Below are 26,863 nucleotides of genomic sequence, written 5' to 3' on the forward strand. Positions count from 1 at the left end.
GTCGAGGGCGACGACGCGGGTCTCCCCCTCCCCGTAGACCTTGTTCAGGCCGGTGGCGCGGGCGGCCGCCCGGCCGGTGCGGACGGCGGTTGCGGGGAACGTCACGGGGGTGCTCCAGGGGCTGGGAACGGACTTTCGGATTCCGATCCATCCTCCCAAGCCGTTCGGGCCCGACGCGTATGCCCCGGGGAGGGTCGGCCCCCGCCGTCCCGGCGGCGCGGCGGGGGCCTTCTCCTCCTGAGGTATGACGCCGGTCCCTGAGGACCTTCGTCCCCCTCGCTACTCCACCGCGACCCCGAACGCGCCCGCCAGCCCGAGCAGCCCGTTCGCCACCGACCGGCCCGACGGGCTGAACGTCCAGCCGTCGCCCGACCGTTGGAACGAACCGACGAGCATCGCGCTGTCCGGCACGCCCCCGGTGCCGGCCGCCCACTGCGCCGGGCCGGCCGTGCCCGGGCCGTAGGTCGCCGCCATGGCGACCCCGTGCACGTAGCCCAGCGGCAGGGCCGGCGGCTCCTCCTCCTCGGTGGAGACGGCGACCACCACCTCGTCCACCGCCGGCGCCAGCCGCTCCAGGTCCACGGTCAGCCGGACGGCCCGGGCCGGCTCGCCCGGCACCGAGTGGGTGGGGTGCAGCCGCACCGCGCCGTCCGGGTCCTGCGGGTTGTTGAAGAACACGAAGTGCTCGTCGGTCAGCACCCGTCCGCGGGCGCACAGGAACGCGGTCACGTCCAGCTCCACCGCGTCCCCGCCGGCCGTCCGGCTCTGCCAGCTGACCGTCAGACTGCTGTGCCGCTCGGCCGGTTCGGCCGCCCGGGCCACCCCGTCGGCGGGAGCCCCGGCGCCCCCGCCGAGCCGGCCGCGCAGCCCCTGCTCCGCCAGCAGCTCGACCAGCTCGGGCCCGCTGACCAGGGTCAGCGGCTTGCCCTCGATGTAGCTGTACGAGCCGCGCCCGAACCCGGCGGTGGTCACCAGGATGCCCTTGTTCGCGCCGTGGTGACGGACCGTCGACTCCAGGTCGCGCACGGCCGTCGGCGGCACCGTCTTCCGGTAGCGCTTCGCCTGGATCACGATCTTGCCGCCGGTCACCGGGTCCAGGTCCTCGGCGACCACGTCCACGCCGACGTCGCCGCTGCGGGCCGTGGTCATCACCCGGAAGCCGCGCAGCCGGAACAGCTCCGCGATCAGCTCCTCGAAGTCGATCGGGTCCATCTCGAAGAGGTCCGGGTCGTCCTCGCCGCCGTGCCCGGCCAGGCTCCCGCCGACCGTCTCCGGCAGCCGGTCCGGCCGCACCTCGTCCAGCCGCTCCGGTCGCGCCGAGAGCTTGCCGCCCAGGCCCTGGAAGCACTCCACCGGTGCCACCCGGTCCAGCGCCAGCCCGGCGAAACCGGCCCGGGAGGCGGTCAGGGTGGACAGGAAGCGCTCGGCCTCCCGGCCCGTCGCCGGGTCGATGCCGCGGACGAAGCCGTTCAGCACCACCGAGTCCAGCATGCCGTCGCGGTCCGCCCGGAAGAGCTCCGCCGCCAGCCGCAGCGCGGACTGCGCCAGCACCTCCCGGTACAGCGCCTTGCGCTCCGTCGCCGGGCGGGCCACCTCCGCCTCGCGGTCGTCCGCCTTCACGTACCGCACCCGCGCGGCGGCCGGGACGACGTCCGCGCCGGGCAGCTCCCAGTTCACCACCAGCTGCCGGCTCGACGCCTCCCAGGCGGCCACCAGCCGGTGCGGGAAGCCCTCCGGCCAGGCCGCCGACGCGTACAGGCCGGCCGTGAAGTACTCCTGCACGGCCTCCGGATCGCCGGCGCGCAGCCGGCGCAGCAACTCCTCGGTGCGGGCGGCGCGTTCCTCGTCCTGGTGACGGAACTGCGCGGCCCAGGCGAGGTACTCCCGGTGGTACGCGGCCAACCGGTGCTGCCGGTCCGCCTCCTGCGCCTGCGCGGCGTACCAGTCCTGCTCGAACCGGGCCCGGGCCTGCGCCAGGTACTGCTCGTACTGGCGCTGCACGCCGGGGTTGCGGGCCTGCAGGTGGTCCGGCGGCGGCACGTAGTACGCCGGGGCGCCCTGGTCCGGCATCGGCACCGGGACGCCCAGCGGGCCGGGGTCGAACGGCGGCACCGCGCGCGGCGCCAGCAGCGCCTGCGGGCCGAACGCCGGCGCCGCCAGTCCGGCGGCCAGCAGGCCGCGCAACTCCTCGACCCGGGCGTCCAGTTCGGCGGTCCGCCGGGCCGCCTCCGCCTCCCGGGACTGCTGGTACGCGGCCTTCGCCTCCCGCTCGGTCCGGGCCGTCGCCCGCTGTGCCTCCCGCTGCTCGCGCTCCCGGCGGCGCTCCTCCGCCGCCTCGGCGCGCCAGCGGGCTTCCTCCCGGCGCTGCTGCTGCCGCTGCGCCTCCGCCCAGATCGCCAGCACCCCGTCGTTCCGCCGCCCCGCCACGTCCACCCCTCCTGTCCGCGTCGCCTCCCGGCGACGCCACCGACCGCGCCCGCCACAATAGAACGTGGACACCCTGCCCGGCCAAGCGCCCGCGACCTGCGGCGCCGCCCCCGTGCGGGGCCGCCGCCCGGGGGCGTGCCCCGGCCCGTGTCCTCGGGCGTCCGCCGGTCGCCAGAGGGGGGCCGCAGCCGTACGTCGCGGGGGCCGCTGCCGGTCGCGGCGGGGCCGGCCGCTTCGACGGGGCTCGGGTCTGCGGTCGGTGCCCGCGTCTGCGGTCGGTGCCTGCGCCTGCGGTCGGTGCCCGCGTTTGCGGCCCCGTCTCCGGTCGGCGCCCGCGGCGAGGGCGTCCTACCGTGGAGGAGTCCGATGCCCGCGCCCGGCGGCGGCACCCGCGCCGGGGCGGCCCGCCGCGCGGGAGCGAGGAGCGATGCGCCGATCGTCAGGGCCGACGCCGCCGCCGCAGCAGCAGCCGCGCCGCGTCCGCCCCGACGCCTCGACGGTGCACCGCGCGGTGCGGGTCACGCTCGCCGCGTGCGCCGGCTTCTACACCTTCCGCTACGTCCTGGACCGCCCAGTGGCGGCCACCTACGCGCTGTTCGCGGCGATCGCGCTCGGCGTGCTGTCCCGGATCGAGGGCTCCGCCCGGGCCCGGGCCCGGACCGTCCTGCTGGCGCTGCCGTTCGCGGGCGCGCTCGTCTGCGTCGGCACCGCGCTCGCCGTGCACGCCTGGACGGCGGCGCTGGGCATGGTCGGCGTCGGCTTCGCGGTGGCCTTCGGCGCGGTCGGCGGGCCCCGGCTGGTGGGCCTGGCGAACGGCCTGCAGCTCTTCTACATCCTCCCCTGCTTCCCGCCGTACAGCCCCGACACCCTCCCGCAACGGCTGCTCGGCGTCGCCGCGGGCCTGCTGCTGCTCGCCGCGGCCGAGCTGCTGCTGTGGCCCGAGCCGGCCCCGCCGGACTACCGGGACCGGCTGTCGGGCGCGGCCACCGCGGTCGCCGACCTGGCCGATCTGGCGGCCCGCGCGACCGCCGACCGGGCCGCCCCCGCGGCGGCCGTCACCGCCGCCACCGACCGGGCCCGCGCCCGCCTGGACGAGCTGCGCTTCTCCCGGATCCCGCTGATGGAACGGCCCGCCTCGGCCGGCGCGGTCGACCGCGCCCTCACCCACTGCGCGACGGCGCTGCACTACACCGGCCCGCAGCTCGTCCGGATCCTCCGGCTGGCCCGCGCCGGCGGGCCCTACCCCGGCGCGGCCGACCTCACCGCGGCCACCGCCGCGACCCTGCGCGCGACGGCCGCCGGGGTGCGGCGGGGCGGCGCCGCCCCGGGGACCGCGCGGGTCGACGGGGCGCTCACCGCCTTCGACACCGAGCGCTCCGCGCACCGGGACGGCTCCGGACCCGACCCCGGCCCGCTCGCGCGGACGGCCCTCGGCACGGCCGCCCTGGACGCCGCCGAGGGCGCCCGGTTCGTCGCCCGCGCGACGAGGGTCAGCCGTCGAGCGCCGCTGCCGCCCGACGACACGCCCGCCGACCAGCGGCCCGGGCCGTTCTGGTACGCCTACGACCCCGCCCCGCTGCTCTGGTGGCGCCGCTTCCGGGCCAACCTGACCCCGCGCTCGGTCGCGTTCCGCAACGCGCTGCGCACCGCCGGGGCGCTCGGCGCGGCCCGGCTGCTGGCCGGCGGCCTCGACCTCTCGCACGGCTTCTGGGTGCTGCTGGCGACCCTCACCCTGATGCGCACCAGCGCGGCCGACACCCGGATGACGCTGCGCCCGGCGCTGGTCGGCACGGCCGGCGGCGCCGCCGTCACGGCCGCCCTGCTGCTCGGGATCGGGGAGCACCCGCTGGTGTACGCGACCGCCCTGCCCCCGGTGATGCTGTTCGCCTTCACCGTCGGCCCGGTGCTCGGACTGGCCTGGGGGCAGGGGTTGTTCACGGTGGTGGTCGCGCTGGTCTTCACCCAGCTGGCGCCCGCGAGCTGGCGGCTGGCGGAGGCCCGGCTGGTCAACGTGGCCGCCGGTGCGGCGATCGGCATCCTCGCCGGGTTCTGCGCCTGGCCGCGCGGCGGCGCCCAGGACCTCCGCCGGCGCACCGCCGGAATGCTCGACGACAGCGCCGGGGCCCTGCGGGAGACGGTCGCCGTCGTCACCGGCGCCGGGCCGGCCACGGGCGCGCTGCACCGGGCCCGCCGCTCGGCCCTGCTCACCGAGGCGATGTACGCCCAGTACCGCAGCGAGCGGCACGACCCGGCTGCGGACGGGCCCAACTGGCAGGCCGCCGTCCGCGCCGGACAGCACACCGTGCACGGGGCCGAGCCCCTGCTGGCCCGCATCCCGCCCGGGACGGCGGCCGCCGGCCCCGGCGGCGCGGCGGTGCTGGAGCGGCGGGCGGCGGAGGTCGCGGAGGTGTTCCGCCGGCAGGCCGCGGCGCTGCGGGCGCGCGAACCGGCCGGGGTCGTACAGCCCGACCTCGCCAGGGCCCGGGCCGCCCTGGTGGGCGGGCTCGACGGGCCGGGCGGGCGGCCGGACGGCGAGGTGTCGCCGCACACCGTGGACGTCGCGGTCTGGCTCGCCGGGCTGCTCGACGACCTGGAGCAGGTGCACGGCCCTCCGCCGGAGTGAGCCCTGCCCCGTCCCGCCGCCCGGCCGTGCCTCCGCCCGCGGCCGGCCCGGGTCGGTCCGGGTGGGGTCGGCTCGGGTCGGCCCTGGTCCCCGCCGGTTCCCCCGGGCCGGCCCGTGGTGTCGCCGGGTGCGGGTAGCCTCGCTGGGTCGGCAAGGACCAGAGGGAGGGGACGCCCGTGACGATCGCACCACAGCACCCGGAACGACCCGGCGGCTGGGTCTCCACGGGGCTGAGCTGGCAGGACGGGCGGGCCGTGCTGGGCGCCGTGCGCGGCGCGCAGGTGCACGAGCGGGCCGTCGTGCCGGGCGCGGAGGTGGGGTGGCTGCTCGGCGGCCCGCGCCGCTGCACCGGGGCCTGGCTGGCGGGGGCGACGGAGCGGACGCCCTGCCCGCACCACGCGGTGATCGATCCGGACGGGGCCGCGGTGCAGTGCCCGGCCTGCCAGAGCGTGGACCGCGGCCTGGCCCTCGCGCGGGACCAGATCCTCGACGACGGCCGCACCTACCTGCTCTACCTCGCCTGGTTCGGCGAGGGCCTGCTCAAGGTGGGCCTGACGGCCGAGCAGCGCGGCGACAGCCGGCTGCTCGAACAGGGCGCGCTGGCCTACGCGTTCACCGCCCGGGGGAGCCTTCCGTCGGTGCGCCGCGCCGAACTGACCATCGCCGCCTCGGGCCTGGCCCGGGAGCGGTTCAAGAGCCGGGTCAAGACGGCGCACTGGTGGTCGCACGGCGACGCGGCGCACCGCCGGACCGTCCTCACCGAGGCGCGCGCCCGGGCCCACCGGCTGCTGGACGGCCACGCCCTGGAACTGCCCGCCGACCGCCCGGTGACCGACCACGTGGAGCGCTTCGGCCTCACCGGCGGCGCCCCGGAGGCCTACCGGTACGTCCGAGGGCTGGCCGCCGGTGCGGTGGTCGCGGGGCGGCTCAGGCCGCCGGTCGGCCGGCACCTCTTCCTGGACCAGGCGGACGGCTCCTGTCCGCTGCTGCTGGACACCCGGCAGCTCACCGGCTGGGCGCTGACCCCGGTCACCGGCCGGGCGTCCGAGGGGCTGGGGCTGGAGGAGTGCGTCCGCCCGCCCGAGCCGGACACCCAGGAGGCGCTGTTCTGACGCCAGGGGCCCGCCCCGGGACGGTGCCACCGTCCCGGGGCGGGCAGTCGCCCTGCGGAAGGACTGCTACCCCAGCCGGCTGCGCACCCCGCCGGGCCCGGAACGCGCCCGGCGCGACAACGGCGGCCGGGACGGGCGGACGTCGCCGCGCCCGCCGGGCTCGGCCTCCGCCGCACGCCGGGCCAGGGCGGCCCGGGCCGCGGCCAGGGCGAGCCGGGCGAGCAGCGGGTCCTCCCGGATCCCGGCGTCCCGCTTGGCACCCTGGCAGGGCGTGCACCAGATCGGCGAGGCGGGCCCGTCCGGGTACGCCATCGCCTCGGGCGGCAGGTAGTGCCCACCGCACTCGACACACTCGAAGACCAATCTCATCCGACGATCACCGTCCCGGATCCGTGGCACCGACCGCATGGCGACCAGAAGGTGTGGATCCTCGGCACCATGCTTCCTTCCTCGTCCCGTTCGACCGTGGCTTCGGTCTTCTGGGTCCCCCCGGACCCGCCGCAACCGGAACAGGACTGAACCTCGGGCATATGCCGTCCCTCCGTAGCGGAGCACCACCGTAGCGCGATTTCCCGCACGACAGCACCGCTCCTGACGATCCACCACCCCTTCGGGGAGCGCGCGATCACCCCGCACGCCCCGGGACACGCCGCCGGCCCCGCGTCCGGGGACACGGGGCCGGCGGAGGGGCCGGGCGCGGGTGGGGCGGGGTCGGGCCGGTGACGGTCCGGGGCCCGGGTGGGGTCCGGGGTGGGGGCCGGGCGGGGCCGTCAACGGCGCGCGGCCCGCAGGAACTCGCGGTTCATCGCCGCGATGCTGGGGAGCGGGATGCCCTTGGGGCAGGCGGTGGCGCACTCGCCGGTGTTGGTGCAGCCGCCGAACCCCTCGGCGTCCATCGCCCCGACCATGTCCCGCACCCGCGAGGCGCGCTCCGGCGCGCCCTGGGGGAGCACGTTCAGGTGGACGACCTTGGCGGAGGTGAACAGCATCGCAGAACCGTTCGGGCAGGCGGCCACGCAGGCGCCGCAGCCGATGCACTCGGCGTGCTCGAAGGCGGTGTCGGCGACCTCCTTGGGGACGGGCGTGGCGTGCGCGTCGGGCGCGCTGCCGGTGGGGGCGGTGATGTAGCCGCCGGCGCCGATGATCCGGTCGAACGCGGAGCGGTCCACGACCAGGTCCTTGACCACCGGGAAGGCCGCGGCCCGCCAGGGCTCGACGTCGACGGTGTCGCCGTCCCGGAAGTGCCGCATGTGCAGCTGGCAGGTGGTTGTGCGCTCCGGGCCGTGGGCCTGCCCGTTGATGACCATGCCGCAGGCGCCGCAGATGCCCTCGCGGCAGTCGTGGTCGAAGGCGACGGGCTCGTCGCCGCGCAGGATCAGCTCCTCGTTGAGGGTGTCGAGCATCTCCAGGAAGGACATGTCCGGGCTGATCCCGCCGACCTGGTAGGTGGTCATCGAGCCGGGTGCGTCCGGGCCCGCCTGGCGCCAGATGCGCAGGGTGAGGTTCATGCGTAGCTCCGCTGGGTGGGGTGGACGTACTCGAACTCGAGGGCCTCGCGGTGGAGCACGGGCGCGCTCCCGGTACCGGTGAACTCCCAGGCCGCGGCGTAGGAGTAGGCCTCGTCGCGGCGGGCGGCCTCGCCGTCGGGGGTCTGGCTCTCGGTGCGGAAGTGGCCGCCGCAGGACTCCGCGCGGTGCAGGGCGTCCAGGCACATGAGTTCGGCGAGCTCGAAGTAGTCGACGAGCCGGTTGGCCTTCTCCAGCGACTGGTTGAGCTCCAGGCCGGTGCCGGGCACCTTGATCCGGCGCCAGAACTCCTCGCGAAGCTCCGGGATCCGGGTCAGCGCGCGGCGCAGCCCGGCCTCGTCGCGGGCCATGCCGCACTCGTCCCAGAGCAGTTCGCCCAGCTCGCGGTGGAAGGAGTCCGGGGTCCGGTCACCGTCCACCGCGAGGATGAGGTTGAGCCGGTCCTCGACCTCGGCCTCGACCTCGGCGACCGCGGGGTGGTCGGCGGGGACGGCGGGCAGCGGGTGGCGGGCCAGGTAGTCGTTGAGGGTGGGCGGGAGGACGAAGTAGCCGTCCGCGAGGCCCTGCATGAGGGCGCTGGCGCCGAGCCGGTTGGCGCCGTGGTCGGAGAAGTTGGCCTCGCCGATCGCGAACAGGCCGGGCACGGTGGTCTGCAGGTCGTAGTCGACCCACAGTCCGCCCATCGTGTAGTGGATCGCGGGGTAGATCCGCATCGGCACCCGGTACGGGTCCTCCGCGGTGATCCGCTCGTACATCTCGAAGAGGTTGCCGTACCTGGCGGCGACGGCGTCGCGGCCCATCCGGCGGATGGCGTCGGCGAAGTCCAGGTAGACGCCCTGCCCGCCGGGCCCGATGCCGCGGCCCTCGTCGCAGACGTTCTTGGCGGCCCGGGAGGCGATGTCGCGCGGCACCAGGTTGCCGAAGGCCGGGTAGATCCGCTCCAGGTAGTAGTCGCGCTCCTCCTCCGGGATCTGCGCGGGCGGCCGGGTGTCGCCCTTCGCCCTGGGCACCCAGATCCGGCCGTCGTTGCGCAGCGACTCGCTCATCAGGGTGAGCTTGGACTGGTGGTCGCCGGAGCGCGGGATGCAGGTGGGGTGGATCTGGGTGAAGCACGGGTTGGCGAACAGCGCGCCGCGCCGGTGCGCCCGCCACACGGCGGTGGCGTTGGAGTTCTTGGCGTTGGTGGAGAGGTAGAAGACGTTTCCGTAGCCGCCGCTGGCCAGCACCACGGCGTCGGCGGTGTGGGTGCTGATCCGCCCGGTGACGAGGTCGCGGGCGACGATGCCGCGGGCCCGGCCGTCGACCACGAGCAGGTCGAGCATCTCGGTGCGCGGGTGGATCTCCACGTTCCCCGCGGCGATCTGCCGGGACAGCGCCTGGTAGGCGCCGAGCAGCAGTTGCTGGCCGGTCTGGCCGCGGGCGTAGAAGGTGCGGGAGACCTGCACGCCGCCGAAGGAACGGGTGTCGAGCAGTCCGCCGTACTCGCGGGCGAAGGGGACGCCCTGGGCCACGCACTGGTCGATGATCTCCACCGACACCTGGGCGAGCCGGTGCACGTTGGACTCGCGGGCGCGGAAGTCGCCGCCCTTGACGGTGTCGTAGAACAGCCGGCGGACGGAGTCGCCGTCGTTGCGGTAGTTCTTGGCCGCGTTGATGCCGCCCTGGGCGGCGATCGAGTGGGCCCGTCGCGGGGAGTCCTGGAAGCAGAACTGGACGACGTGGTAGCCCTGTTCGGCGAGGGTGGCGCCGGCCGCGCCGCCCGCAAGCCCGGTGCCGACGACGATCACGGTGTGCTTGCGCCGGTTGGCCGGGTTGACCAGCCTGGCGTCGAAGCGCCGCTGGTCCCAGCGCTGTTCGATCGGCCCGCCGGGGGCCCTGGTGTCGGCGATCGGCTCGCCGACGGTGTAGTCGCTGTAGGTGCTCAACTCACCACTCCGGTCATCACGGCCACGGGGACGGACAGGAAGCCGGCGGTCAGCACGAGCGCCAGGCCGTTGGCGGTCAGCTTCAGCGCGCGGTCGCGCCGGGCGTTGTTGGCGCCGAGGGTCTGCGCGGCGCTCCAGAAGCCGTGCCGGACGTGCAGGCCGACGGCCAGCATCGCGACGACGTAGATCGGGCCGCCGTACCAGGTGCCGAAGGAGGCCACGATGTTCTGGTACGGGTGGCCGTGCTCGGCGGCCGGGTTCACGGTGAGCGTGGTCAGGTCGAGGATGTGCCAGACGATGAACAACGCCAGGATCACCCCGCCCCAGCGCATCGTGCGGGTCGCGTAGCTCGTCCGGTGGCGCCGGTGCACGTACCGGTTCGGCCGGGCGGCGAGGTCGCGCCGGCTCAGCTGGTACGCGGACACGCCGTGCAGCACGACGGCCGCGAGCAGGCCGGTCCGGGCGATCCAGAGGAACCACTCGTGGCCGAGGAAGGGCTGGCCGATGGTGCGCAGCCAGGCGGCGTAGCCGTTGATGTCGTCGGGGCCGAAGAAGACCTTGAGGTTGCCCAGCATGTGCGCGACCAGGTACAGCAGCATGACCAGTCCGCTGACGGCCATGACCGCCTTCTTGCCGACGGTCGACCGCCACAGGGTCGCCAGGGTGGACGGACGCCGGCCCGTCCGAGTCGCGGTTGTCATGGCAGCAACGGTAGGGACGGCCACAAGGGTGCGTCCAAGACATGATGCGGCTCGCGACGATAGCCGGTGCCTATCGTCGCGTTCTATCCTGGCCGGGTGCAGCTGCAGCAACTCCGCTACTTCCTGGCCGTCGCCGAGACCCGCCACTTCACCCGCGCGGCGGAGGCGGAGCACGTCGCCCAGCCGTCGCTGTCCCAGCAGATCCGCTCCCTGGAGCGGGAGTTGGGCGCCGAGCTGTTCCACCGCACCCGCGGCAACATCGCGCTGACCGACGCCGGGGACGCCCTGCTGCCGCTGGCCCGGCGCATCCTCGCGGACACCGAGAGCGCCCGCCTCGCCGTCCAGGAGACGGTGCAGCTGCGCCGCGGCCGGGTCCGGCTGGGGGCGCCGCCGAGCCTGTGCACCAGCCTGGTGCCGGACGTGCTGCGGGTCTTCCGGGACCGCTACCCGGGGGTGGCCCTGGTGGTCCGCGAGGGCGGCTCGCGCGACCTGGTCCGTTCGCTGGCGGCGGGGGAGCTGGACCTCGCGCTGATCATCACCCCGCCGAGCGGGCAGGAGGAACCCGCCCTGGCCGTCACCGAACTGCTGCACGAGGAACTGGTGCTGGTCTCGGCCGAGCCGCGCCCCCGCCGCAAGGTCCGGGTGACGGAGCTCAGGGGGCGGCCGCTGGTGATGTTCCGGGAGGGCTACGACCTGCGGGAGACGGCCCTGGCGGCCTGCCGGGCGGCCGGCTTCGAACCGGAGTTCGCGGTCGAGGGCGGCGAGATGGACGCCGTGCTGGGCTTCGTCCGCGCCGGGCTCGGGCCGGCCGTGCTGCCGGGCATGGTCGCGGCCCGTTCCGGCCTGGCGGTCACCCCGTTCGCCGGCCCCGGCCTGGGCCGCACCATCGCCGTCGCCCACGGCCACGAGGTGCCCCCCACCCGCGCCGCCGCCGCCCTGCGCGCCACCCTCCTCGCCCACCTGCACACCGCCGCGGGCAGCGGCGAACTCCCCCCGGGCACCACGCTGTTGCTGCCGTGACCCCTCCGGACGCGGCGCGGGCCCGGGGCGTCACGCGGTGCGTCATCCGGTGGTCGCGCGCAGGGTGAGCAGGGTGATCTCGCTCGGGGCGAAGACCCGGAAGGGCGGCCCCCAGAAGCCGGTGCCCCGGCTGGTGTACAGCTGGGTCCGCTCGCCGTGCCGGCTCAGACCGTGCACCACCGGCTGGTCGATCCGGACGAGGAGGTTGAACGGCCAGATCTGGCCGCCGTGGGTGTGTCCGGAGACCTGCAGGTCGATCCCGGCTGCGGCGGCCTGCGGGACGTACTTGGGCTGATGGGCGACGAGCAGGACCGGCTGGTCCGGGTCCGCCCCCGCCAGCGCTCCGAGCAGGTTCGCACGGTGCCCGGCCAGGCCGGAGGACGCCGCCGTCACGTCGTCGACGCCCGCGAGCACGAGGGCGTCCCCGCCCCGCTCCACCACGACGTGACGGTTGTGCAGCGGCTCCCAGCCGAGGTCCGCCATGCGGTCCAGCCAGCCCTGGGCCTCGCTGCCGTACTCGTGGTTCCCCGTGACGTAGGCCTTGGCCAGCCGGGCCCGGACCGCCCCCAGCGGCGCGGACTGCTCCCAGCGCCGGGCGGGCGTGCCGTCGGCGATGTCGCCGGCGTGGACCACGACGTCCGCGTCGAGACCGTTGACCACCTCGGTGACCCGCGCCGACCAGTGCGCGCGGTCGATCGGCCCGTAGTGCGTGTCGGCCAGCACCACGACCCGGGTCCCGTCCAGGCCGGCGCCGAGCCGGGGGAGGTGGACGTCCAGCCGCCGCACCCGGGGCACGCGCATCGCCTCGTGGTGCCCCCAGCCGAGCAGCCCCGCCGAGACCACCGCCACCGCCACGGCCACGGCCCTGGACCGGTCGGCGCCGCCGACGTCGAGCCCGCCCAGCACGAGGTCCGCCAGAGCGCCCAGCACCGACCAGGTGAACAGCACCCAGACCACCCCGAGGCTGGTGTCGGCGACCCGCGCCGCCCGGTCGGACTGCCGCGCCCCGTGCCCCGCGATCATCAGGAAGGGGAAGGAGAGCATCCAGGCGGCGAGGACGGCCGTGCCGCCCAGGACCACCGGCAACGGCCAGCCGGCGCCGGCGAACACCGTCCACCACGGCGGAAGGCACAGCACCACGAGCACCAGCACGAGGACGCCCAGCCGCCTGACCGCGGACCGCCGCCTCCGCCGCCCGCCCGGGGCCGCCACGCCCGCGTCCGCCGCGCCCGACTCCGTCGATTCCCCGACCGCCACCACGACCACCTCACGTCCGCCGCCCCGTCCTGCCCCCCCATCATCCGCCAGCCCCCGCCCCCGCCCCCGCCCGGGTCCCGACCGGTGGGCGGGCGGAGACGCCGAAGGCCCGGGGCGGGGCCCCGGGCCTTCGGCGGGTGGGTGATCAGGCGGGGAGGACGGCCTCGATGGCGGCGATGACCTCGTCCGCCTCGGGCTCGGTGCGCGGGCGGATGCGGGCCGCGACGGTGCCGTCCGGGGCGACGAGGAACTTCTCGAAGTTCCAGGTGACGTCCCCGGCCTGGCCCTCGGCGTCGGCGTGCTGCGTCAGCTGCGCGTACAGCGGGTGGCGGTCGTCACCGTTGACGTCGGTCTTCTCGAACAGCGGGAAGGACACGCCGTAGGTGGTGGAGCAGAAGGTCTGGATCTCCTCGGCGCTGCCCGGCTCCTGCCCGGCGAACTGGTTGGAGGGGAAGCCCAGCACGGTGAACCCGCGCCCGGCGTAGCGCTCCTGGAGCCGCTCCAGGCCCGCGTACTGCGGGGTCAGGCCGCACTTGGAGGCGACGTTGACGATCAGCAGCGCCTTGCCCTTGTGGTCGGCAAGGGAGGCGGCCTCGCCGGCGAGGGTGCGCAGCGGGATGTCGTACAGGCTCACGGTGGTGGTCCTTTCGGCAGGTCGGGATGGCGGGTGGCTCCCGTGGTCACGGTAGCCGCCCCGGCCGGGTCAACCGTGCCGGGCCCGCCGGTGTTCCGCGCGGGCGGGGTGGACCGGGCGCGCCGCTGCCCGGGGTGCGGGGCGGCGAGCCGGACGGGCCCGGGGGGAGGGACCCGGGCCCGTCCGGTGCCGGTCAGAGCGCCAGCGGCCGGATGGCGGTCGGCGCGTGCTCGGGAAGGGTGGCGAGCTCCTCGAACTCGTTCACCTTGTCGATGTCGTTGCCGCTCATCGAGATGTTGGTGACCCGCTCCAGGATCGCCTCGACGACGACCGGGACGCGGAACTCGGCGGCCAGCTTCTTGGCCTCCTCGAAGGCGGGCAGCAGGCCCTCCGGCTCGGTGACCCGGATCGCCTTGCAGCCCAGGCCCTCGGCGACCTTGACGTGGTCCACGCCGTAGACGCCCAGCTCCGGCGCGTTGATGTTCTCGAACTCCAGCTTGACCTGGAAGTCGATGTCGAAGTTGCGCTGCGCCTGGCGGATCAGGCCCAGGTACGAGTTGTTCACCAGCACGTGGACGTACGGGATGCGGTGCTGGGCGCCGACCGCCAGCTCCTCGATCATGAACTGGAAGTCGTAGTCGCCGGAGAGCGCGACGATCTGGCCCTCGGGGTCGGCGGTGGCGACGCCCAGCGCCGCCGGGATGGTCCAGCCCAGCGGGCCGGCCTGGCCGCAGTTGATCCAGTGCCGCGGCTTGTAGACGTGCAGCATCTGCGCGCCGGCGATCTGGGAGAGGCCGATGGTGGTGACGTAGCGGGTCTCCGGGCCGAAGGCCTTGTTCATCTCCTCGTAGACGCGCTGCGGCTTGAGCGGCACGTTGTCGAAGTGGGTGCGGCGCTGCAGCTGCGCCTTGCGGGCCTGGGTGGCGGCGGCCCACTCGCCGCGGTCCTTGAGCTGCCCGGCGGCCTTGAGCTCCTTGGCGACCTCGACGAAGAGCTCCAGGGCGGCCTTCGCGTCGGAGGCGATGCCGAGGTCGGGGGCGAAGATCTTGCCGATCTGGGTGGGCTCGACGTCGACGTGGACGAACGTGCGGCCCGCCGTGTAGACGTCCAGACCGCCGGTGTGGCGGTTGGCCCAGCGGTTGCCGATGCCGAGGACGAAGTCCGAGGCGAGGAAGTTCTCGTTGCCGTAGCGGTGCGAGGTCTGCAGGCCGACCATGCCGGCGTTCAGCTCGTGGTCGTCGGGGACGATGCCCCAGCCCATCAGGGTGGGGACGACCGGGACGCCGGTGAGCTCGGCGAACTCGCGGAGCAGTTCGGAGGCGTCGGCGTTGATGACGCCGCCGCCGGCCACGATCAGGGGGCGCTCGGACTCCTGGAGCAGCGCGAGGGCCTTCTCGATCTGGATCCGGTTGGCGGTCGGCTTGTAGACCGGGAGCGGCTGGTAGGCCTCGGGGTCGAAGTCGATCTCGGTCAGCTGGACGTCGATCGGCAGGTCGATCAGGACCGGGCCCGGACGGCCGGAGCGCATCAGGTGGAACGCCTGCTGGACCACGCCGGGGACCTGCGCGGCCTCCAGGACGGTGGTGGCCGCCTTGGTGACGGGCTTGGCGATCGAGGCGATGTCGACGGCCTGGAAGTCCTCCTTGTGGAGGCGGGCGACGGGGGCCTGGCCGGTGATGCACAGGATCGGGATCGAGTCGGCGATGGCCGAGTACAGGCCGGTGATCATGTCGGTGCCGGCCGGGCCCGAGGTGCCGATGCAGACACCGATGTTGCCGGCCTTGGCGCGGGTGTAGCCCTCGGCCATGTGGGAGGCGCCCTCGACGTGCCGGGCGAGCGTGTGCCTGATCCCGCCGGAGGCCTTGAGGGCGGCGTAGAACGGGTTGATGGCTGCGCCCGGCACGCCGAACGCGACCTCAACGCCTTCGAGCTTGAGGATCTCCACCGCCGCGCGGGCGGCTGTCATACGAGGCATCGGGTTTCTCCTGCGTCGGCCGGCAGTGGGTCGGAGGGCTCATCTCCAGAATTCCACCATACGGAAGAACGGTTTCTGTATGTGGAAGCACGGTACGGCGGGCCCTGTCGGGGCGTCAAGGGGAGTTTCAACAGAATGTGGAAGCGGGCCGCCGGCGGTGAAACCGCAGGTCGGTGCGGGCGTCCGGGTGTCCGGCCAGGCTGTCACGGCGGGTCCGGCCGGACCATCGCCGCTTCCTCCAGCGCTCGACGGCCTCCGGGGCGACCGAGTCGTCGATTGCTGCAAACCGTGCCGCACCGGTCTGGTTCGTACACGCGGCCGCGGGTCGTGCTGGTGTGCCCGTGGAACCGGGTGTTCCGGGCCTGGGTGTGGCGCCGGTGTGCAGGGCGGGTGAAGGGGGGGTGTCCGGTGTCGGGCCGCCCCGGGGCGCTGGGTACCGTCGGTGCCACGCCGGGCCCGGCAGGTCCGGCCGTGGCCGCGGCGGGGGGTGGCGGGGGCGGTCCGGAGCTCCGGTGGCCCCGACTCGACCGACCCCTCCGTCGTCCGGATCCTCCGACCCGACGCCCGGCCCCCGACGCCCTCCGTCGTCCGGATCTTCCGGCCCGACGCCCGACGCCCGACGCCCGGCCCCCGCACCGCCTGGTGGTCCTCGCGCCACCCCGCCGGCAAGCCGCCTGCCGCCCCCGGCGCGCGCTCCGGCGCCCGTCCGCCACCGTCGTGTCCGCCCACGCCGCCCCCTGCCCAGTGACGGCGCGCCCGCGGTGCCGGGCGCGGGAAAGGAACGTCCCCATGCGTTGTTCCCCTGATCGCCCTGACCGCCCCCCGGCGGTGACCGGGTGAGCCGACCGCCCCGGAACGCCCCCGCGGGCCGCCCCCGCAAGCCCGCCCCGCCGGGCCGCGGCCGGAGCCCGCTCGCCGTGCTGCGCGCCGTCCCCTGGCGCCACGACCTGCCCGCCTCGCTGGTGGTGTTCCTGGTCGCCCTGCCGCTCTGCGTCGGGGTGGCCGTCGCCTCCGGCGTCCCGGCCGAACTGGGCCTGGTGACCGGCATCGTGGGCGGTCTGGTGGTCGGCCTGCTGCCCGGCAGCAGCCTGCAGGTGAGCGGCCCGGCCGCCGGGCTGACCGTCCTGGTCTACGACGCCGTCCAGCAGTTCGGCGTCGGCGCGCTCGGCCTGCTGGTGCTCGGCACCGGGCTGCTCCAGATCGTCATGGGGGCCCTGCGGCTCGGCCGCTGGTTCCGGGCGATGTCCGCCTCCGTGGTGCACGGCATGCTGGCCGGCATCGGGCTGACCCTGCTGTTCGGCCAGCTCTACGCGCTCGCCGACCGCCGGGCCCCGGCCACCGGGCCGGAGAAGATCGCCGGGCTGCCCCGCCTGCTCGCGGACGTGCTCACCGGCGCGGCCGCCCCGAGCGCGATCGCGCTGGGGTTGGGCACCCTGCTGGTGCTGGTCGGCTGGCGGTACGTACCGGGGCGCGTCGCCCGCGCGGTGCCCGCACCGCTGGCCGCGGTCGGCCTGGCCGCCGCCGTGACGGCCGCCGCCGACCTGCCGGTGGCCAGGGTCCGGGTGGCCGGACTGCTCGACGTCGTCCAGCCGCCGGGCGGCGCCGCGCTCGACGCCCTGGTCGGCACCGCCGGCCTCGGCACCGTCGTCGCCTTCACCCTGATCGCCTCCGCCGAGACGCTGTTCAGCGCCGCCGCCGTCGACCGGATGCACCACGGGCCGCGCACCCACTACGACCGCGAGCTGACGGCCCAGGGCGTCGGCAACACGGTGTGCGGACTGCTCGGGGCCCTCCCGATGACCGCGGTGATCGTCCGCAGCGCCGCCAACGTCCAGGCGGGCGCCCGCAGCAGGGCCTCGCGCACGATGCACGGGCTGTGGCTGCTGCTGTTCACCGCCCTGCTGCCCGGCGCGCTCGGGCTCGTCCCGCTGACGGCGCTCGCCGCCGTGCTGGTGCACGCCGGGGCGAAGCTCGTCCCGCTGCGGCGGATCGCCGCGCTGGGCCGGGAGCACCACGGCGAGGCGCTGGTGCTCGGGGTCACCGCGACCGCGATCATCGCCACCGACCTGTTCGAGGGCGTGCTGATCGGTGTGGGGCTGGCCGTGGTGAAGTCGGCCTGGCAGACCTCGCACCTGCAGATCGCCGTGGAGGAGCTGGTCCTGCCGACCGGGGCCGCGCTGCACCGCGTCCGGCTCAGCGGCAACGCGACCTTCCTGCGGCTGCCCCGGCTGCTGGACGCCCTGGAGCGGCTGCCCGCCGACCGGCCGGTGGAGCTGGACTGGTCGGGCCTGCGCCACCTGGACCACGCCTGCACCGTCGCCCTCGCCGCCTGGGCCGCGCAGCACCGGGCCCGCTCGACCGCCCCGCTGGCCGTCGAACCACCGCTGCCGACGGTGGCCTGAGCCCCCGTCGGAGGCCTGAGTCCCCGTCGGAGGCCCGAGCGCCCGACGGCTCCCGACCGCGGGTCGGTGGCCGCCCGCCCGTCCGCGCGCCGACCGTCCGTCGGTTCCGCTGCCGGCGCGGGGGAGTGTCTAGCCTGGTCGCGGTCCGGGGATTCCTCCGGGCCGCGACCGGTGCCGTCGGTGCTCCCGGCGCCGTCGGTGCGGTCGGTGTGTGCAGTGCCGGTGTGAGGAGCGCAGAACGGTGATCGCGGCGTTTTCGGTGACCCCGCTGGGGATCGGTGAGGAGGTGGGCGAGGCGGTGGCCGCCGCCGTCCGGGTGGTGCGGGCGAGCGGTCTGCCCAACCGCACGGACGCGATGTTCACCAGCGTCGAGGGGGAGTGGGACGAGGTGATGCCGGTGATCAGGGAGGCGATCGAGGCGGTGAAGGCCTACAGCGGCCGGGTGAGCACGGTCATCAAGATCGACGACCGGGCCGGGGTGACCGACGGCCTCACCGGCAAGGTCGCCTCGGTGGAACGGCACCTGGCGGAGGGCTGACCGCGGGCGGTCGGCCCGCCGCACTGCCGCGCCCGTGCCCGCCGGACGCGTGCCGGTCGGACGCGCGCCGGTCAAGGTCGGAACGGTCGGCCGACCGTTCCGACCTTGACCGGTCAGTCGGCCGGTTGGTCAGTCGGTCAGCCGGTGGGCCCGGGCCGGGCGCCGGTCGGGGCGGGCTCGGTGGCCGCGGGTGCGTCGGCGTTCCGGGTGAGCAGCCGGTCCAGTGCGAACGGGCCGGAGCCCAGCACCGCGATGGCGAGGAAGGCCCAGCAGAACATCACGGAGGGCTCGCCGCCGTTCTGCAGCGGTAGCAGGGCGTGCTCCTGGTGGACGGTGAAGTAGGCGTAGGCCATCGAGCCGGAGCAGAGCAGCGCGGCCGCCCTGGTGCCGACGCCGAGCAGCACCAGGGTGCCGCCGACCAGCTGGATCAGCGCGGCCCACCAGCCGGGCCACTGCCCGGCCGGGACGGTGCCGCCGCCCTTCGCGCCGCCGAGGACGCCGAAGAGCGAGGCGGCGCCGTGGCAGGCGAAGAGCAGTCCGACGACGGCCCGAAAGGCCGTCAGGACGAGTGGGCGGGCGGCCTCGGCGGCCTGCCGGCGGGTGGCGGGGAGGTTCAGGGACATGGAAACGCCTCCTGTGGGGGGAGGAGGTACGGGGCGGTAAGGGTAGCTTTGGTCTAGTCCACTTGGCAATGCTCCGTCAAATGTCGATCACGCCCCCTCTTCGACCTTTCTTGACCGATCGATCTGGAAAGGGTTAGCGTCCTCCCATGGCGCGAACGAAGGAATTCGACCCGGACGCGGCGCTTCAGGCGGCGCTCGAGCTGTTCTGGCGGCGCGGCTACGAGGCCACCTCGATGGCCGACCTGGTGGAGGGGCTCGGGATCGCCCGGGCGAGCATCTACGCCACCTTCGGCAGCAAGCGCGAGCTCTACCTGCGCGCGCTGGAGCGCTACGCCGAGCAGACCGACCCGGTGCTGCTCGCCGAGCTCTCCCAGCCCGGGCCGGTGCTGCCGGCCGTCCGCGCGCTGGTCCGTCGGTACGCGACGGCCTCCGCCGAGGACGGGCTGAAGCGCGGTTGCTTCGTCACCAACACCGCGGTCGAGCTCGGTCCGCACGACGAGGCGGCGGCCCGCCGGGTGGCGGCCAGCCTCGGGCACCTGGAGACGGTGCTGGTCGCCGCGCTGGTGCGCGCCGAGGCACAGGGGGAGCTGCCCGCCGGGCGGGAACCCCGGGCGCTGGCCCGGATGCTGATGGTGCTGTTGCAGGGCATGCGGGTGATGGGGAAGACCGTCGACGGGGCGGCCAGGGTGCGGGACGCCGCCGAGCAGGCGCTGGTGCTGCTCGACTGACCCGCCCGCCGGGGGCGTCGGGATGCACTGCTGTGTCGATACTGGACCGAACGGTCGTATAAGGGGGGATTTTTTCATGGGTGCCACCACGGCCGCCCGTTCCGGCTTCGCGCTGCTCGGCGGCGTCCAGGCCACGCTGATCTTCACCATCATGATCCTCTCCGTGCCGCTGCCCCTGGTGGCCCGGGAGTTCGGCCTCGGCCCGTCCGGCGTGCTGCTGCTCAGCGCCGCCTACGGACTCTCGTTCAGCTCCCTGCTCCTGCTCGGCGGCCGACTCACCGACCGCCACGGCGGCCGGCCCGTCCTGCGGGCGGGGCTCGCCCTGCTCGCCGTCGCCTCGCTCGGCTGCGCCCTCGCCCCCGGCCAGTCGGCCCTCCTCGCCGGCCGCTTCGCCCAGGGCGTCGGCGCGGCCCTCGCCGCACCCGCCGCCGTCGCGGTGGTCCGCGTGCTGCGCCCCGGACCCGCGGACCACCGGCGGGCGATGGCCGCCTGGGGAGGCCTCTCGGTGCTCGGTGCCACGGCGGGCAACCTGCTCTCCGGCGCGGTCACCGCCTGGGTCTCCTGGCGCTGGCTCTTCGCGGTGCCCGTACTGGTCTCCCTGCTCGGGCTCGCCCGCTCCGGCTCGCTGCCGCCCGCCGCTCCCGCCGGTCGTCGCCCGGCCCTGGACCTGCGCGGCGCCGTACTCGCCACCGCCGGTGTCTGTGCGGCGAGTTACGGCCTGGTGGCGTCCACCGAACACGGCTGGTCCGCGCCCGCCGTGATCGGCCCGCTGGCCGTCGGGCTCGCCCTGCTGCTCGGCTTCGCCGCCGCCCAGCGCCGCGCCGCCGACCCGCTGCTGCCGGCCGGCTTCCTTACCGACCGGCGCCGGGCCACCGCGCTCGCCGCCGTCACGGCCACTGCGACCGCCACCGCGCTGACCTTCCTGATGCTCGCCCTCTACCTCCAACAGCAGCGCGGCTGGGGCACCCTGGCCACCTCGGCCGCCTTCCTGCCGTACGCCGCGGCCCTGCTGCTGGCCGGCCGCCTCGCCGCCCCGCTGACCGCCCGGTACGGCGCCGCCGCGGTCACCACCGCCGGTCTCGCCCTCGCGGCCGCCGGCCTCGGGCTGCTGGCCGGCCTCACCCCCGGCAGCGGCTACGCCACCGGGCTGCTGCCCGGGCTGCTCCTGCTGCCCGCCGGCGCCGCGGCCGCCTTCGCCGGCTCCGCGGTGCTCGCCACCGGGGGCGTGCCGCCCGAACGGACCGGCCTCGCCGCGGGTGTCCTCAACACGGCCATGGAACTCGGCCCCACCACCGGCGTCGCCGCCCTGATGGCGCTCGCCGCCACCCGCCCGACCGTCGTCGGCGGCTACGCCGCGGCGTTCGCGGCGGCCGCCGCGGGGCTGGCGCTCACCGCCGTCGCGGTCGCCGCCCTGCCCCGAACCAGCACCACGACCGCAAGCACCGATCACCCCGAGGAGTACTCGTCATGACCACGCGTTTCGCCGACACGTCCGTCCTGGTCACCGGAGGCGGCAGCGGCATCGGCCGGGCCATCGCCCTCGCCTTCGCCCGGGAGGGAGCCCGGGTCGCCGTCGCGGGCCGCAGCGCCGGACCGCTCGCCGGGACGGTCGAGCTGATCGAGGAGGCCGGCGGCACGGCCGTAGCCCTGACCGGTGACGTGACCGACGGCCGGGACGCGGCCCGGCTGGTCCGCGAGACCGTCGAGGCGTTCGGCGCCCTGGACGTCGCCGTCAACAACGCCGGTGTGCTCGGCGCCGTCGGCCCGGTCGCCGAGATCGACGCGCAGGAGTGGGAGCGGGTCCTCACCGTCAACGTGACCGGCACCCTGCTCGCCATGCAGCACCAGATCGCCCACATGCGGGCCCACGGCGGCGGCGCGATCGTCAACGTCTCCTCCAACGTCGGCGCCCACATGCGGATCCCCGGCCTCGCGGCCTACGCGGCCAGCAAGGCCGCCGTCACCGCGCTGACCCGCACCGCCGCGCTGGACCACATCGCCGACGGCGTCCGGATCAACCTGGTCAGCCCCGGCCCGGTGGACACCCCGATGTCCAGCCGCCCCGGCGAGAGCGCCGCCGACAAGGCGGACCGGATGAAGTCCACCGTCCCGGTCGGCCGCCCGGGCGAGGTCGGCGAGATCGCCGCCGCCGTCCTCCACCTCGCCTCGCCGGAGGCCGGCTACACCGTCGGCGCCGACCTGGTCCTGGACGGCGGCATCACCGGCTGATCCCGCACAGGCGTCCCCGACGGCGGACCCGAGGGCCCGACGACCGGTCACCGACCGGTCGCCGAGCCCTCGTCCGTCGTCCCCCGCCCGGTCGGCGACCGGGCCCGCCCGGGGCCCGCGCCCCTCCGCGCGCGGCTGCCCCGGTGGGCGCCGCACCGCGCGTGCCCGGTCGGCCGGAATCTGACGCGAACGCGTAATCCTGCTGACACTCGTTGCTCATCGTGAGGTTTCCGACGCGTCGTGTGGGCAAGACACGGTTTCGGCCGGAACCGACGCAACGAAAGGCGGACGCGCCAACCCATGCCGACCGCACCGCACAACGCGCCCCACCCGGGCCGCCGGAGCCGCTGGGGCGAACACGGGCTCGCCTGGGCCTTCCTGCTGCCCTCCCTGGTGGTCTTCGTCCTGTTCATCGGCTACCCGCTGGGACGGACGGTCTACCTGAGCGGCCACGCCAACGACCTCTTCGGCGCGCCCTCCCGCTACGTCGGGGCGAAGCACTACACGGACCTGCTGACCTCGGCGGACTTCCGGCGCACCCTGGTCACCACCGCCCTGTTCACCCTGTTCACGGTGCTGCCCGGGGTGCTGGGCGCGCTGGCGCTGGTGCTGCTGCTGGAGAACCGGATCAGGGGCGTGCGGCTGCTGCGCTCGGCCTTCGCGCTGCCCTTCGCCTTCTCGGTGGCCAGCGCCTCCGTGGTCTTCGCGGTGTTCTTCAACCCGGCCAGCGGGGTGCTCAACGGCCTGCTCTCGCACCTCGGGCGGGGGCCGATCGGCTGGCTGACCGACTCCCGTTACGCGCTGCTCTCGGTGGCCCTCACCACGGTCTGGATGAGCCTGGGCTACAACGTCCTGGTGCTCTCCGCCGGCATCGGTTCGATCCCGCCGGAGATCGTGGAGGCGGCGCGCATCGACGGGGCGTCGGGCCTGCGACTGGCCCGTTCGATCACCGTGCCGATGCTCGGGCCGCACCTCTTCTTCCTGACCGTGGTCTCCACCGTGCACGCGCTGCAGAGTTTCGGCCAGATCCACATCCTCACCAAGGGCGGCCCGGACGGCGCCACCCGCACGCTCGTCTACTCCGTCTACGAGAAGGCCTTCGCCTACGGCTCCAGCGACTTCGGCACGGCCAGCGCCCAGGCCGTGGTGCTGCTGGTGGTCGTCCTCGCCTGTACGGCGGTCCAGTTCGGCGTCCTGGAGCGGAAGGTGCACTACGCATGACGACCCTCGCCACCGAGGCCCGGGCGGAGACCGGGAGCGAGTCCGGGGCGCCGCCGCGCCGGCGCCCCCTGGCCGGCCGCTCGCCGCGCGACCTGATCGGCCGCGCCGCCGTCCACCTGCTGCTCGCCGTCGCCGTCGTCACCGTGGCCTTCCCGGTGTACTACGCCGTCGCCGGTGCCTTCATGGGCCCGTCCGAGCTCTCCTCCTACCCGCCGGCACTCGTCCCGCACTCCGTCACCGGGCGGAACTTCGCCGGAGCCGTCGACACCGTCCCGCTGGCCCGGCAGTACGCCAACTCGGCGATCACGGCGACGGTCATCACGCTCGCCCAGCTGTTCACCTCGATCCTGGCCGCGTACGCCTTCGTCTTCCTGCCGCTCAGGGCGCGGGCCGCGGTGTTCGGGGTGTTCCTGGCGACGCTGATGGTCCCCTGGGAGGCCATCATCATCCCCAACTACCTGACGCTGTCGGGCTGGGGGCTGGGCAACACCTACTTCGGCCTGGTACTGCCCTTCCTCGCCTCCGGCTTCGGCACCTTCATGCTGCGGCAGGCCTTCCGCCAGCTGCCCGGGGAACTGCGGGACGCCGCGCGGATCGACGGCGCGGGGCACTGGCGGTTCCTGTGGCGGATCGTCGTCCCGCTCAACAAGCCCGCCCTGGCGGCGCTGTCGATCTACGTCTTCCTCTCCGCCTGGAACCAGTACTTCTGGCCGCTGATCATCACCCGCACGGCGAACATGCAGACCCTGCAGATCGGCCTCACCTCGTTGCGCGACTCCGAGATGTCGGACCCGGGCCTGATCCTGGCCGGCGTCGTGCTCTCCCTGCTGCCCACCCTCGCCCTGGTGGTGTTCGGCCAGCGCTTCATCGTCCGCGGGCTGACCGCGGGCGCCGTCCGCTGAGCCGTCGACCCGGAGCCCTCCGGCCGGTCGCTCCCGTACCGGGCACCGAGCACCGGGCACCGAGCACCGCGCACCTCGCACCGCGGGTTCCGGCTCCCGCCGCCCGTCCCGTCCGTCCGTCCGCGCCCGTCCCTCCCGACAGAGAGAGAACCCCGTGAACAAGAGTGCCCGCGCGCTCGCGGCCCTGCTGGTGGCCGGCCTGTCCCTGACCGCCTGCAGCTCCGGCGACTCCACCGCCGGCTCCGGCGGCTCCTCCGACGCCGCCCCCGGCGCCCAGGCGCTCGACCAAGCCACCGGTGTCACCGGCGTCGAGTTCTGGCACTCGATGACCGGCAAGAACGCCGAGGTCCTCACCGGCCTGGTCGGCCAGTTCAACGCGGCCCACCAGGGCAAGATCGAGATCAAGGCGCAGTTCCAGGGCAAGTACGACGACCTGGTCGCCAAGTACAAGGCGGCGGTGCAGCAGAAGGGCACCCCTGCGCTGGTGCAGGTCTACGACATCGGCACCCGGTTCATGATCGACTCCAAGCAGACCGTCCCGGCCCAGGCCTTCGCCGACAAGGACGGCTACCCGCTGGACGACCTCGACGCGAACATCCGCAACTACTACTCGGTCGGCGGCAAGCTCGTCTCGATGCCGTTCAACTCCTCCATGCCGCTGCTCTACCTCAACACCGACGCCTTCAAGGAGGCCGGCCTCGACCCGGCCCAGCCGCCCAAGGACCTCGCCGAGCTCGGCGAGCTGGCGAAGAAGCTGACCAAGAAGGACGCCGACGGCAAGACCGTCCGCTACGGCTTCGGCGCCGCGATCTACGGCTGGTTCGTCGAGCAGCTGCTCGCCGAGTCCGGCACCATGTACTGCGACCAGGACAACGGCCGTGGCAACAAGGCGGGCAAGGCGGTCTTCGACTCCGCCCAGGGCGCGCAGATCGTCCAGTGGTGGGCCGACCTGGTGAAGGGCGGCTACGCGGCCAACACCGGCCGCACCACGGACGACGCGCAGGCCGCCTTCAAGGCCGGCACCGTCGCCATGCACCTGGAGTCCACCGGCGTGCTGCGCGGCTACACCGAGGCCGCCAAGTTCACCGTCGGCACGGCCGCGTTCCCCAAGGTCGCGGCCACCGACCAGGGCGGCCCGGTGATCGGCGGCGCCTCGCTGTGGATCAGCGGCCCCGGCCACTCCGACGCCGAGAAGCGCGCGGCCTGGGAGTTCGAGAAGTTCCTCACCGCGCCCGAGCAGCAGGCCGTCTGGCACACCGGCACGGGCTACTTCCCGGTCAACCGCAAGTCCCTGGACGACCCCAAGGACAAGGAGTGGGTGGCCAAGTACCCGCAGTTCCAGACCGCCATCGACCAGCTCAAGGCGACCAAGCCGTCCCCGGCCACGGCCGGTTGTCTGCTCGGCGTGATGCCGCAGGCCCGCAAGGGCGTGGAGACCGCCATCGAGCAGACCATCGCCGGCTCGAAGAGCGCCCAGCAGGCGCTCACCGACGCGGCCAAGGAGCTCCAGCCCGCGATCGAGAGCTACAACAGCTCGGTCGGCTGACCCGGCTGCCCGGGCTCCGGCCCGGACGCCCCACGACGGCCCGCCCGGCGCGGCACCACCGCCCGGGCGGGCCGTCGTGCGTCGGCCGTCGTGGGTCGAATGCGATGCGTCAGCCGTCGTGCGTCGGCCGCCGTGGGTCGAACGCCGTGCGTCGGCCGTCACGCCTCGGCCGTCGTGGTCCGTGCGCCGCGCACTCCTTCGCGCACCGGCCGTCGGGCGTCAGGCCGACAGTGCCTCGCCGCCCCCGGGCAGCACGCACGCCGCGGCGAGCTCGTCGAGGGAGAGGTCCAGCGCGAACGCCAGCGCCGCGATGGTGAAGAACGACGGGGTCGGCGCCCGGCCGGTCTCGATCTTGCGCAGCGTCTCCGCCGAGACTCCTGCCACGGCAGCCACCTCGACCATGCTGCGCTCGCCACGCGCCCCGCGCAGCAGCGCGCCGAAGCGCTCGCCGCGCTCGCGCTCCCACGGGGTCAGCGGAGTCCTCACCATGCCGCCGATTCTAGGCCCTCGCCGGCGGCCCCCGCGGGCCCGGCCCCTTCGGGCCGGTGTCCAGGGGCCGCCAGACCGTGATACAAATACCGGTATAAGAATTGGAGCAAGGGGAGTCGCATCACCATGGTCGAAATCAAGACGGACGCCGCCCTGGAGGCCATGCGGGAGGCCGGGCGGGTCGTCGCCGACGCCCTCGCCGCGGTCGAGGCCGCGGCGGCGGAGGGCGTCAGCCTGCTGGACCTGGACGAGGTGGCGCGCGGGGTGCTGCGGGCCGCCGGGGCGACCTCGCCGTTCCTGGGCTACCGCCCCGACTTCGCGCCGGTGCCCTTCCCCGCCGTCATCTGCGCCTCCGTGAACGACGCCGTCGTGCACGGCGTCCCGGACGGCTACCGGCTGCGCGACGGGGACCTGGTGAGCATCGACTGCGGCGCCGTCCTGGACGGCTGGGCCGGGGACGCCGCCGTCAGTTTCACCGTCGGCACCGCCCGCCCCGAGGACACCGCCCTGATCGAGACCGCCCGGCGGGCCCTGGCCGCCGGGATCGCCGCCGCCGTGGTCGGCAACCGCACCGGCGACATCGGGCACGCCATCGGCGCCGTCGCCCGGGCCGGCCGCTACGGACTGCTGGAGGGCTTCGGCGGCCACGGCATCGGGCGCCGCATGCACGAGGACCCGCACGTCCCCAACGAGGGCCGCCCGGGCCGGGGCTACCCGCTGCGGCCCGGCCTGGTGCTGGCCATCGAACCGATGCTCATCGCCGGCGGCCGGGACGACTACGGCACCGACCCGGACGGCTGGACGCTGCGCACCAACGACGGCAGCCGGGCCGCCCACGTCGAGCACACCGTCGCCATCACCGAGGACGGGCCGCGCATCCTCACCGTCCGCTGATCCCGGGGGCCCGGCCGGGGCCCGGAAGCCCGTCGCGGCCGGAAATAACCGTTCGTCACGAACCTTCCGTGTGACTACAGTTGGCGCGCTC

22 protein-coding genes and 1 pseudogene are annotated in these 26,863 nt (G+C 75.0%); 12 read left to right on the plus strand and 11 right to left on the minus strand.

The genetic code is table 11. The features are described 5' to 3' along the window. Positions 1 to 105, minus strand: a pseudogene (locus ACIA8Q_RS25155) (ABC transporter ATP-binding protein); the annotation flags it as partial. Positions 106 to 279: 174 nt separating this feature from the next. Continuing rightward, positions 280 to 2,427 carry a restriction endonuclease gene (locus ACIA8Q_RS25160; protein ID WP_360220186.1) on the minus strand — a complete coding sequence of 716 codons (2,148 nt, stop codon included), beginning with the start codon at positions 2,425 to 2,427 and terminating at the stop codon, positions 280 to 282. 427 nt (positions 2,428 to 2,854) lie between these two features. Here ACIA8Q_RS25160 and ACIA8Q_RS25165 point away from each other — a divergent pair, with 427 nt between their 5' ends. Both ACIA8Q_RS25165 and ACIA8Q_RS25170 read left to right on the plus strand, forming a co-directional pair. After that, the gene (locus ACIA8Q_RS25165; protein ID WP_396317717.1) at positions 2,855 to 5,050 is read left to right on the plus strand and encodes an FUSC family protein; all 2,196 of its coding nucleotides are present in this window, start codon (positions 2,855 to 2,857) and stop codon (positions 5,048 to 5,050) included. A gap of 176 nt (positions 5,051 to 5,226) precedes the next feature. Then, entirely contained in the window at positions 5,227 to 6,162 is a 936-nt protein-coding gene (locus ACIA8Q_RS25170; RefSeq protein WP_360220192.1) for a DUF2797 domain-containing protein, read from the plus strand. Positions 6,163 to 6,228: 66 nt separating this feature from the next. Here ACIA8Q_RS25170 and ACIA8Q_RS25175 read toward each other — a convergent pair whose 3' ends face one another. The 4 genes from ACIA8Q_RS25175 to ACIA8Q_RS25190 form a co-directional block, all read right to left on the minus strand. Next, positions 6,229 to 6,531, minus strand: coding sequence for a hypothetical protein (locus ACIA8Q_RS25175; RefSeq protein ID WP_360220195.1), 303 nt, complete (start codon positions 6,529 to 6,531; stop codon positions 6,229 to 6,231). A gap of 401 nt (positions 6,532 to 6,932) precedes the next feature. After that, on the minus strand, positions 6,933 to 7,670 hold the full coding sequence (locus tag ACIA8Q_RS25180; RefSeq protein WP_360220198.1) for a succinate dehydrogenase/fumarate reductase iron-sulfur subunit: 738 nt from the start codon (positions 7,668 to 7,670) through the stop codon (positions 6,933 to 6,935). Next, positions 7,667 to 9,613, minus strand: coding sequence for a fumarate reductase/succinate dehydrogenase flavoprotein subunit (locus ACIA8Q_RS25185; protein ID WP_396317718.1), 1,947 nt, complete (start codon positions 9,611 to 9,613; stop codon positions 7,667 to 7,669). Before ACIA8Q_RS25185 ends, ACIA8Q_RS25180 begins: the two co-directional genes overlap by 4 nt. Next, a complete protein-coding gene (locus ACIA8Q_RS25190; protein ID WP_360220204.1) occupies positions 9,610 to 10,314 on the minus strand; it encodes a succinate dehydrogenase cytochrome b subunit in 705 nt (234 codons plus the stop codon). Before ACIA8Q_RS25190 ends, ACIA8Q_RS25185 begins: the two co-directional genes overlap by 4 nt. A gap of 96 nt (positions 10,315 to 10,410) precedes the next feature. Here ACIA8Q_RS25190 and ACIA8Q_RS25195 point away from each other — a divergent pair, with 96 nt between their 5' ends. Further along, entirely contained in the window at positions 10,411 to 11,334 is a 924-nt protein-coding gene (locus ACIA8Q_RS25195; RefSeq protein WP_396317719.1) for a LysR family transcriptional regulator, read from the plus strand. A gap of 42 nt (positions 11,335 to 11,376) precedes the next feature. Here the strand turns inward: ACIA8Q_RS25195 and ACIA8Q_RS25200 are convergent, their stop codons facing one another. The 3 genes from ACIA8Q_RS25200 to gcl form a co-directional block, all read right to left on the minus strand. Beyond that, the gene (locus ACIA8Q_RS25200; protein ID WP_360220210.1) at positions 11,377 to 12,591 is read right to left on the minus strand and encodes a metallophosphoesterase; all 1,215 of its coding nucleotides are present in this window, start codon (positions 12,589 to 12,591) and stop codon (positions 11,377 to 11,379) included. 145 nt (positions 12,592 to 12,736) lie between these two features. Beyond that, positions 12,737 to 13,225, minus strand: a complete 489-nt coding sequence (locus tag ACIA8Q_RS25205) for a glutathione peroxidase (protein WP_360220213.1) — start codon at positions 13,223 to 13,225, stop codon at positions 12,737 to 12,739. A 193-nt stretch (positions 13,226 to 13,418) separates the two neighbouring features. Then, a complete protein-coding gene (gcl, locus tag ACIA8Q_RS25210; RefSeq protein WP_360220216.1) occupies positions 13,419 to 15,200 on the minus strand; it encodes a glyoxylate carboligase in 1,782 nt (593 codons plus the stop codon). Positions 15,201 to 16,117: 917 nt separating this feature from the next. Here gcl and ACIA8Q_RS25215 point away from each other — a divergent pair. Beyond that, positions 16,118 to 17,602: a SulP family inorganic anion transporter gene (locus ACIA8Q_RS25215; protein ID WP_360220275.1), complete on the plus strand. Its 1,485-nt coding sequence runs from the start codon at positions 16,118 to 16,120 to the stop codon at positions 17,600 to 17,602. Positions 17,603 to 17,843: 241 nt separating this feature from the next. Further along, positions 17,844 to 18,140 carry an MTH1187 family thiamine-binding protein gene (locus ACIA8Q_RS25220; protein ID WP_360220219.1) on the plus strand — a complete coding sequence of 99 codons (297 nt, stop codon included), beginning with the start codon at positions 17,844 to 17,846 and terminating at the stop codon, positions 18,138 to 18,140. A 137-nt stretch (positions 18,141 to 18,277) separates the two neighbouring features. On the opposite strand, the gene ACIA8Q_RS25225 is transcribed toward ACIA8Q_RS25220, so the two are convergent. Beyond that, positions 18,278 to 18,763: a DoxX family protein gene (locus ACIA8Q_RS25225; protein ID WP_396317720.1), complete on the minus strand. Its 486-nt coding sequence runs from the start codon at positions 18,761 to 18,763 to the stop codon at positions 18,278 to 18,280. 146 nt (positions 18,764 to 18,909) lie between these two features. Between ACIA8Q_RS25225 and ACIA8Q_RS25230 the strand changes: the two genes are divergently transcribed. The 6 genes from ACIA8Q_RS25230 to ACIA8Q_RS25255 all read left to right on the plus strand — a co-directional run bounded on the left by ACIA8Q_RS25230 (position 18,910) and on the right by ACIA8Q_RS25255 (position 25,389). Next, positions 18,910 to 19,491: a TetR family transcriptional regulator gene (locus ACIA8Q_RS25230; protein ID WP_360220225.1), complete on the plus strand. Its 582-nt coding sequence runs from the start codon at positions 18,910 to 18,912 to the stop codon at positions 19,489 to 19,491. Between the two features lie 76 nt (positions 19,492 to 19,567). Beyond that, the gene (locus ACIA8Q_RS25235) at positions 19,568 to 20,962 is read left to right on the plus strand and encodes an MFS transporter (RefSeq protein ID WP_396317721.1); all 1,395 of its coding nucleotides are present in this window, start codon (positions 19,568 to 19,570) and stop codon (positions 20,960 to 20,962) included. Further along, positions 20,959 to 21,720 (plus strand): glucose 1-dehydrogenase, encoded by a 762-nt coding sequence (locus ACIA8Q_RS25240; RefSeq protein ID WP_360220231.1) that lies wholly within the window; start codon positions 20,959 to 20,961, stop codon positions 21,718 to 21,720. Before ACIA8Q_RS25235 ends, ACIA8Q_RS25240 begins: the two co-directional genes overlap by 4 nt. A gap of 300 nt (positions 21,721 to 22,020) precedes the next feature. Further along, the gene (locus tag ACIA8Q_RS25245; protein WP_360220234.1) at positions 22,021 to 22,941 is read left to right on the plus strand and encodes a sugar ABC transporter permease; all 921 of its coding nucleotides are present in this window, start codon (positions 22,021 to 22,023) and stop codon (positions 22,939 to 22,941) included. Next, positions 22,938 to 23,843 carry a carbohydrate ABC transporter permease gene (locus ACIA8Q_RS25250; RefSeq protein ID WP_360220237.1) on the plus strand — a complete coding sequence of 302 codons (906 nt, stop codon included), beginning with the start codon at positions 22,938 to 22,940 and terminating at the stop codon, positions 23,841 to 23,843. The genes ACIA8Q_RS25245 and ACIA8Q_RS25250 overlap by 4 nt, the downstream gene beginning before the upstream one ends. A gap of 154 nt (positions 23,844 to 23,997) precedes the next feature. Next, the gene (locus tag ACIA8Q_RS25255; RefSeq protein WP_360220240.1) at positions 23,998 to 25,389 is read left to right on the plus strand and encodes an ABC transporter substrate-binding protein; all 1,392 of its coding nucleotides are present in this window, start codon (positions 23,998 to 24,000) and stop codon (positions 25,387 to 25,389) included. Positions 25,390 to 25,608: 219 nt separating this feature from the next. Here ACIA8Q_RS25255 and ACIA8Q_RS25260 read toward each other — a convergent pair whose 3' ends face one another. After that, positions 25,609 to 25,878 (minus strand): helix-turn-helix transcriptional regulator, encoded by a 270-nt coding sequence (locus tag ACIA8Q_RS25260; RefSeq protein ID WP_360220243.1) that lies wholly within the window; start codon positions 25,876 to 25,878, stop codon positions 25,609 to 25,611. A gap of 126 nt (positions 25,879 to 26,004) precedes the next feature. Between ACIA8Q_RS25260 and map the strand changes: the two genes are divergently transcribed. Next, positions 26,005 to 26,772 (plus strand): type I methionyl aminopeptidase, encoded by a 768-nt coding sequence (map, locus tag ACIA8Q_RS25265; RefSeq protein WP_360220246.1) that lies wholly within the window; start codon positions 26,005 to 26,007, stop codon positions 26,770 to 26,772. Positions 26,773 to 26,863: the final 91 nt, after the last annotated feature.

It is taken from the genome of Kitasatospora sp. NPDC051705 (assembly GCF_044453265.1).
Taxonomy (GTDB): Bacteria; Actinomycetota; Actinomycetes; order Streptomycetales; family Streptomycetaceae; genus Kitasatospora.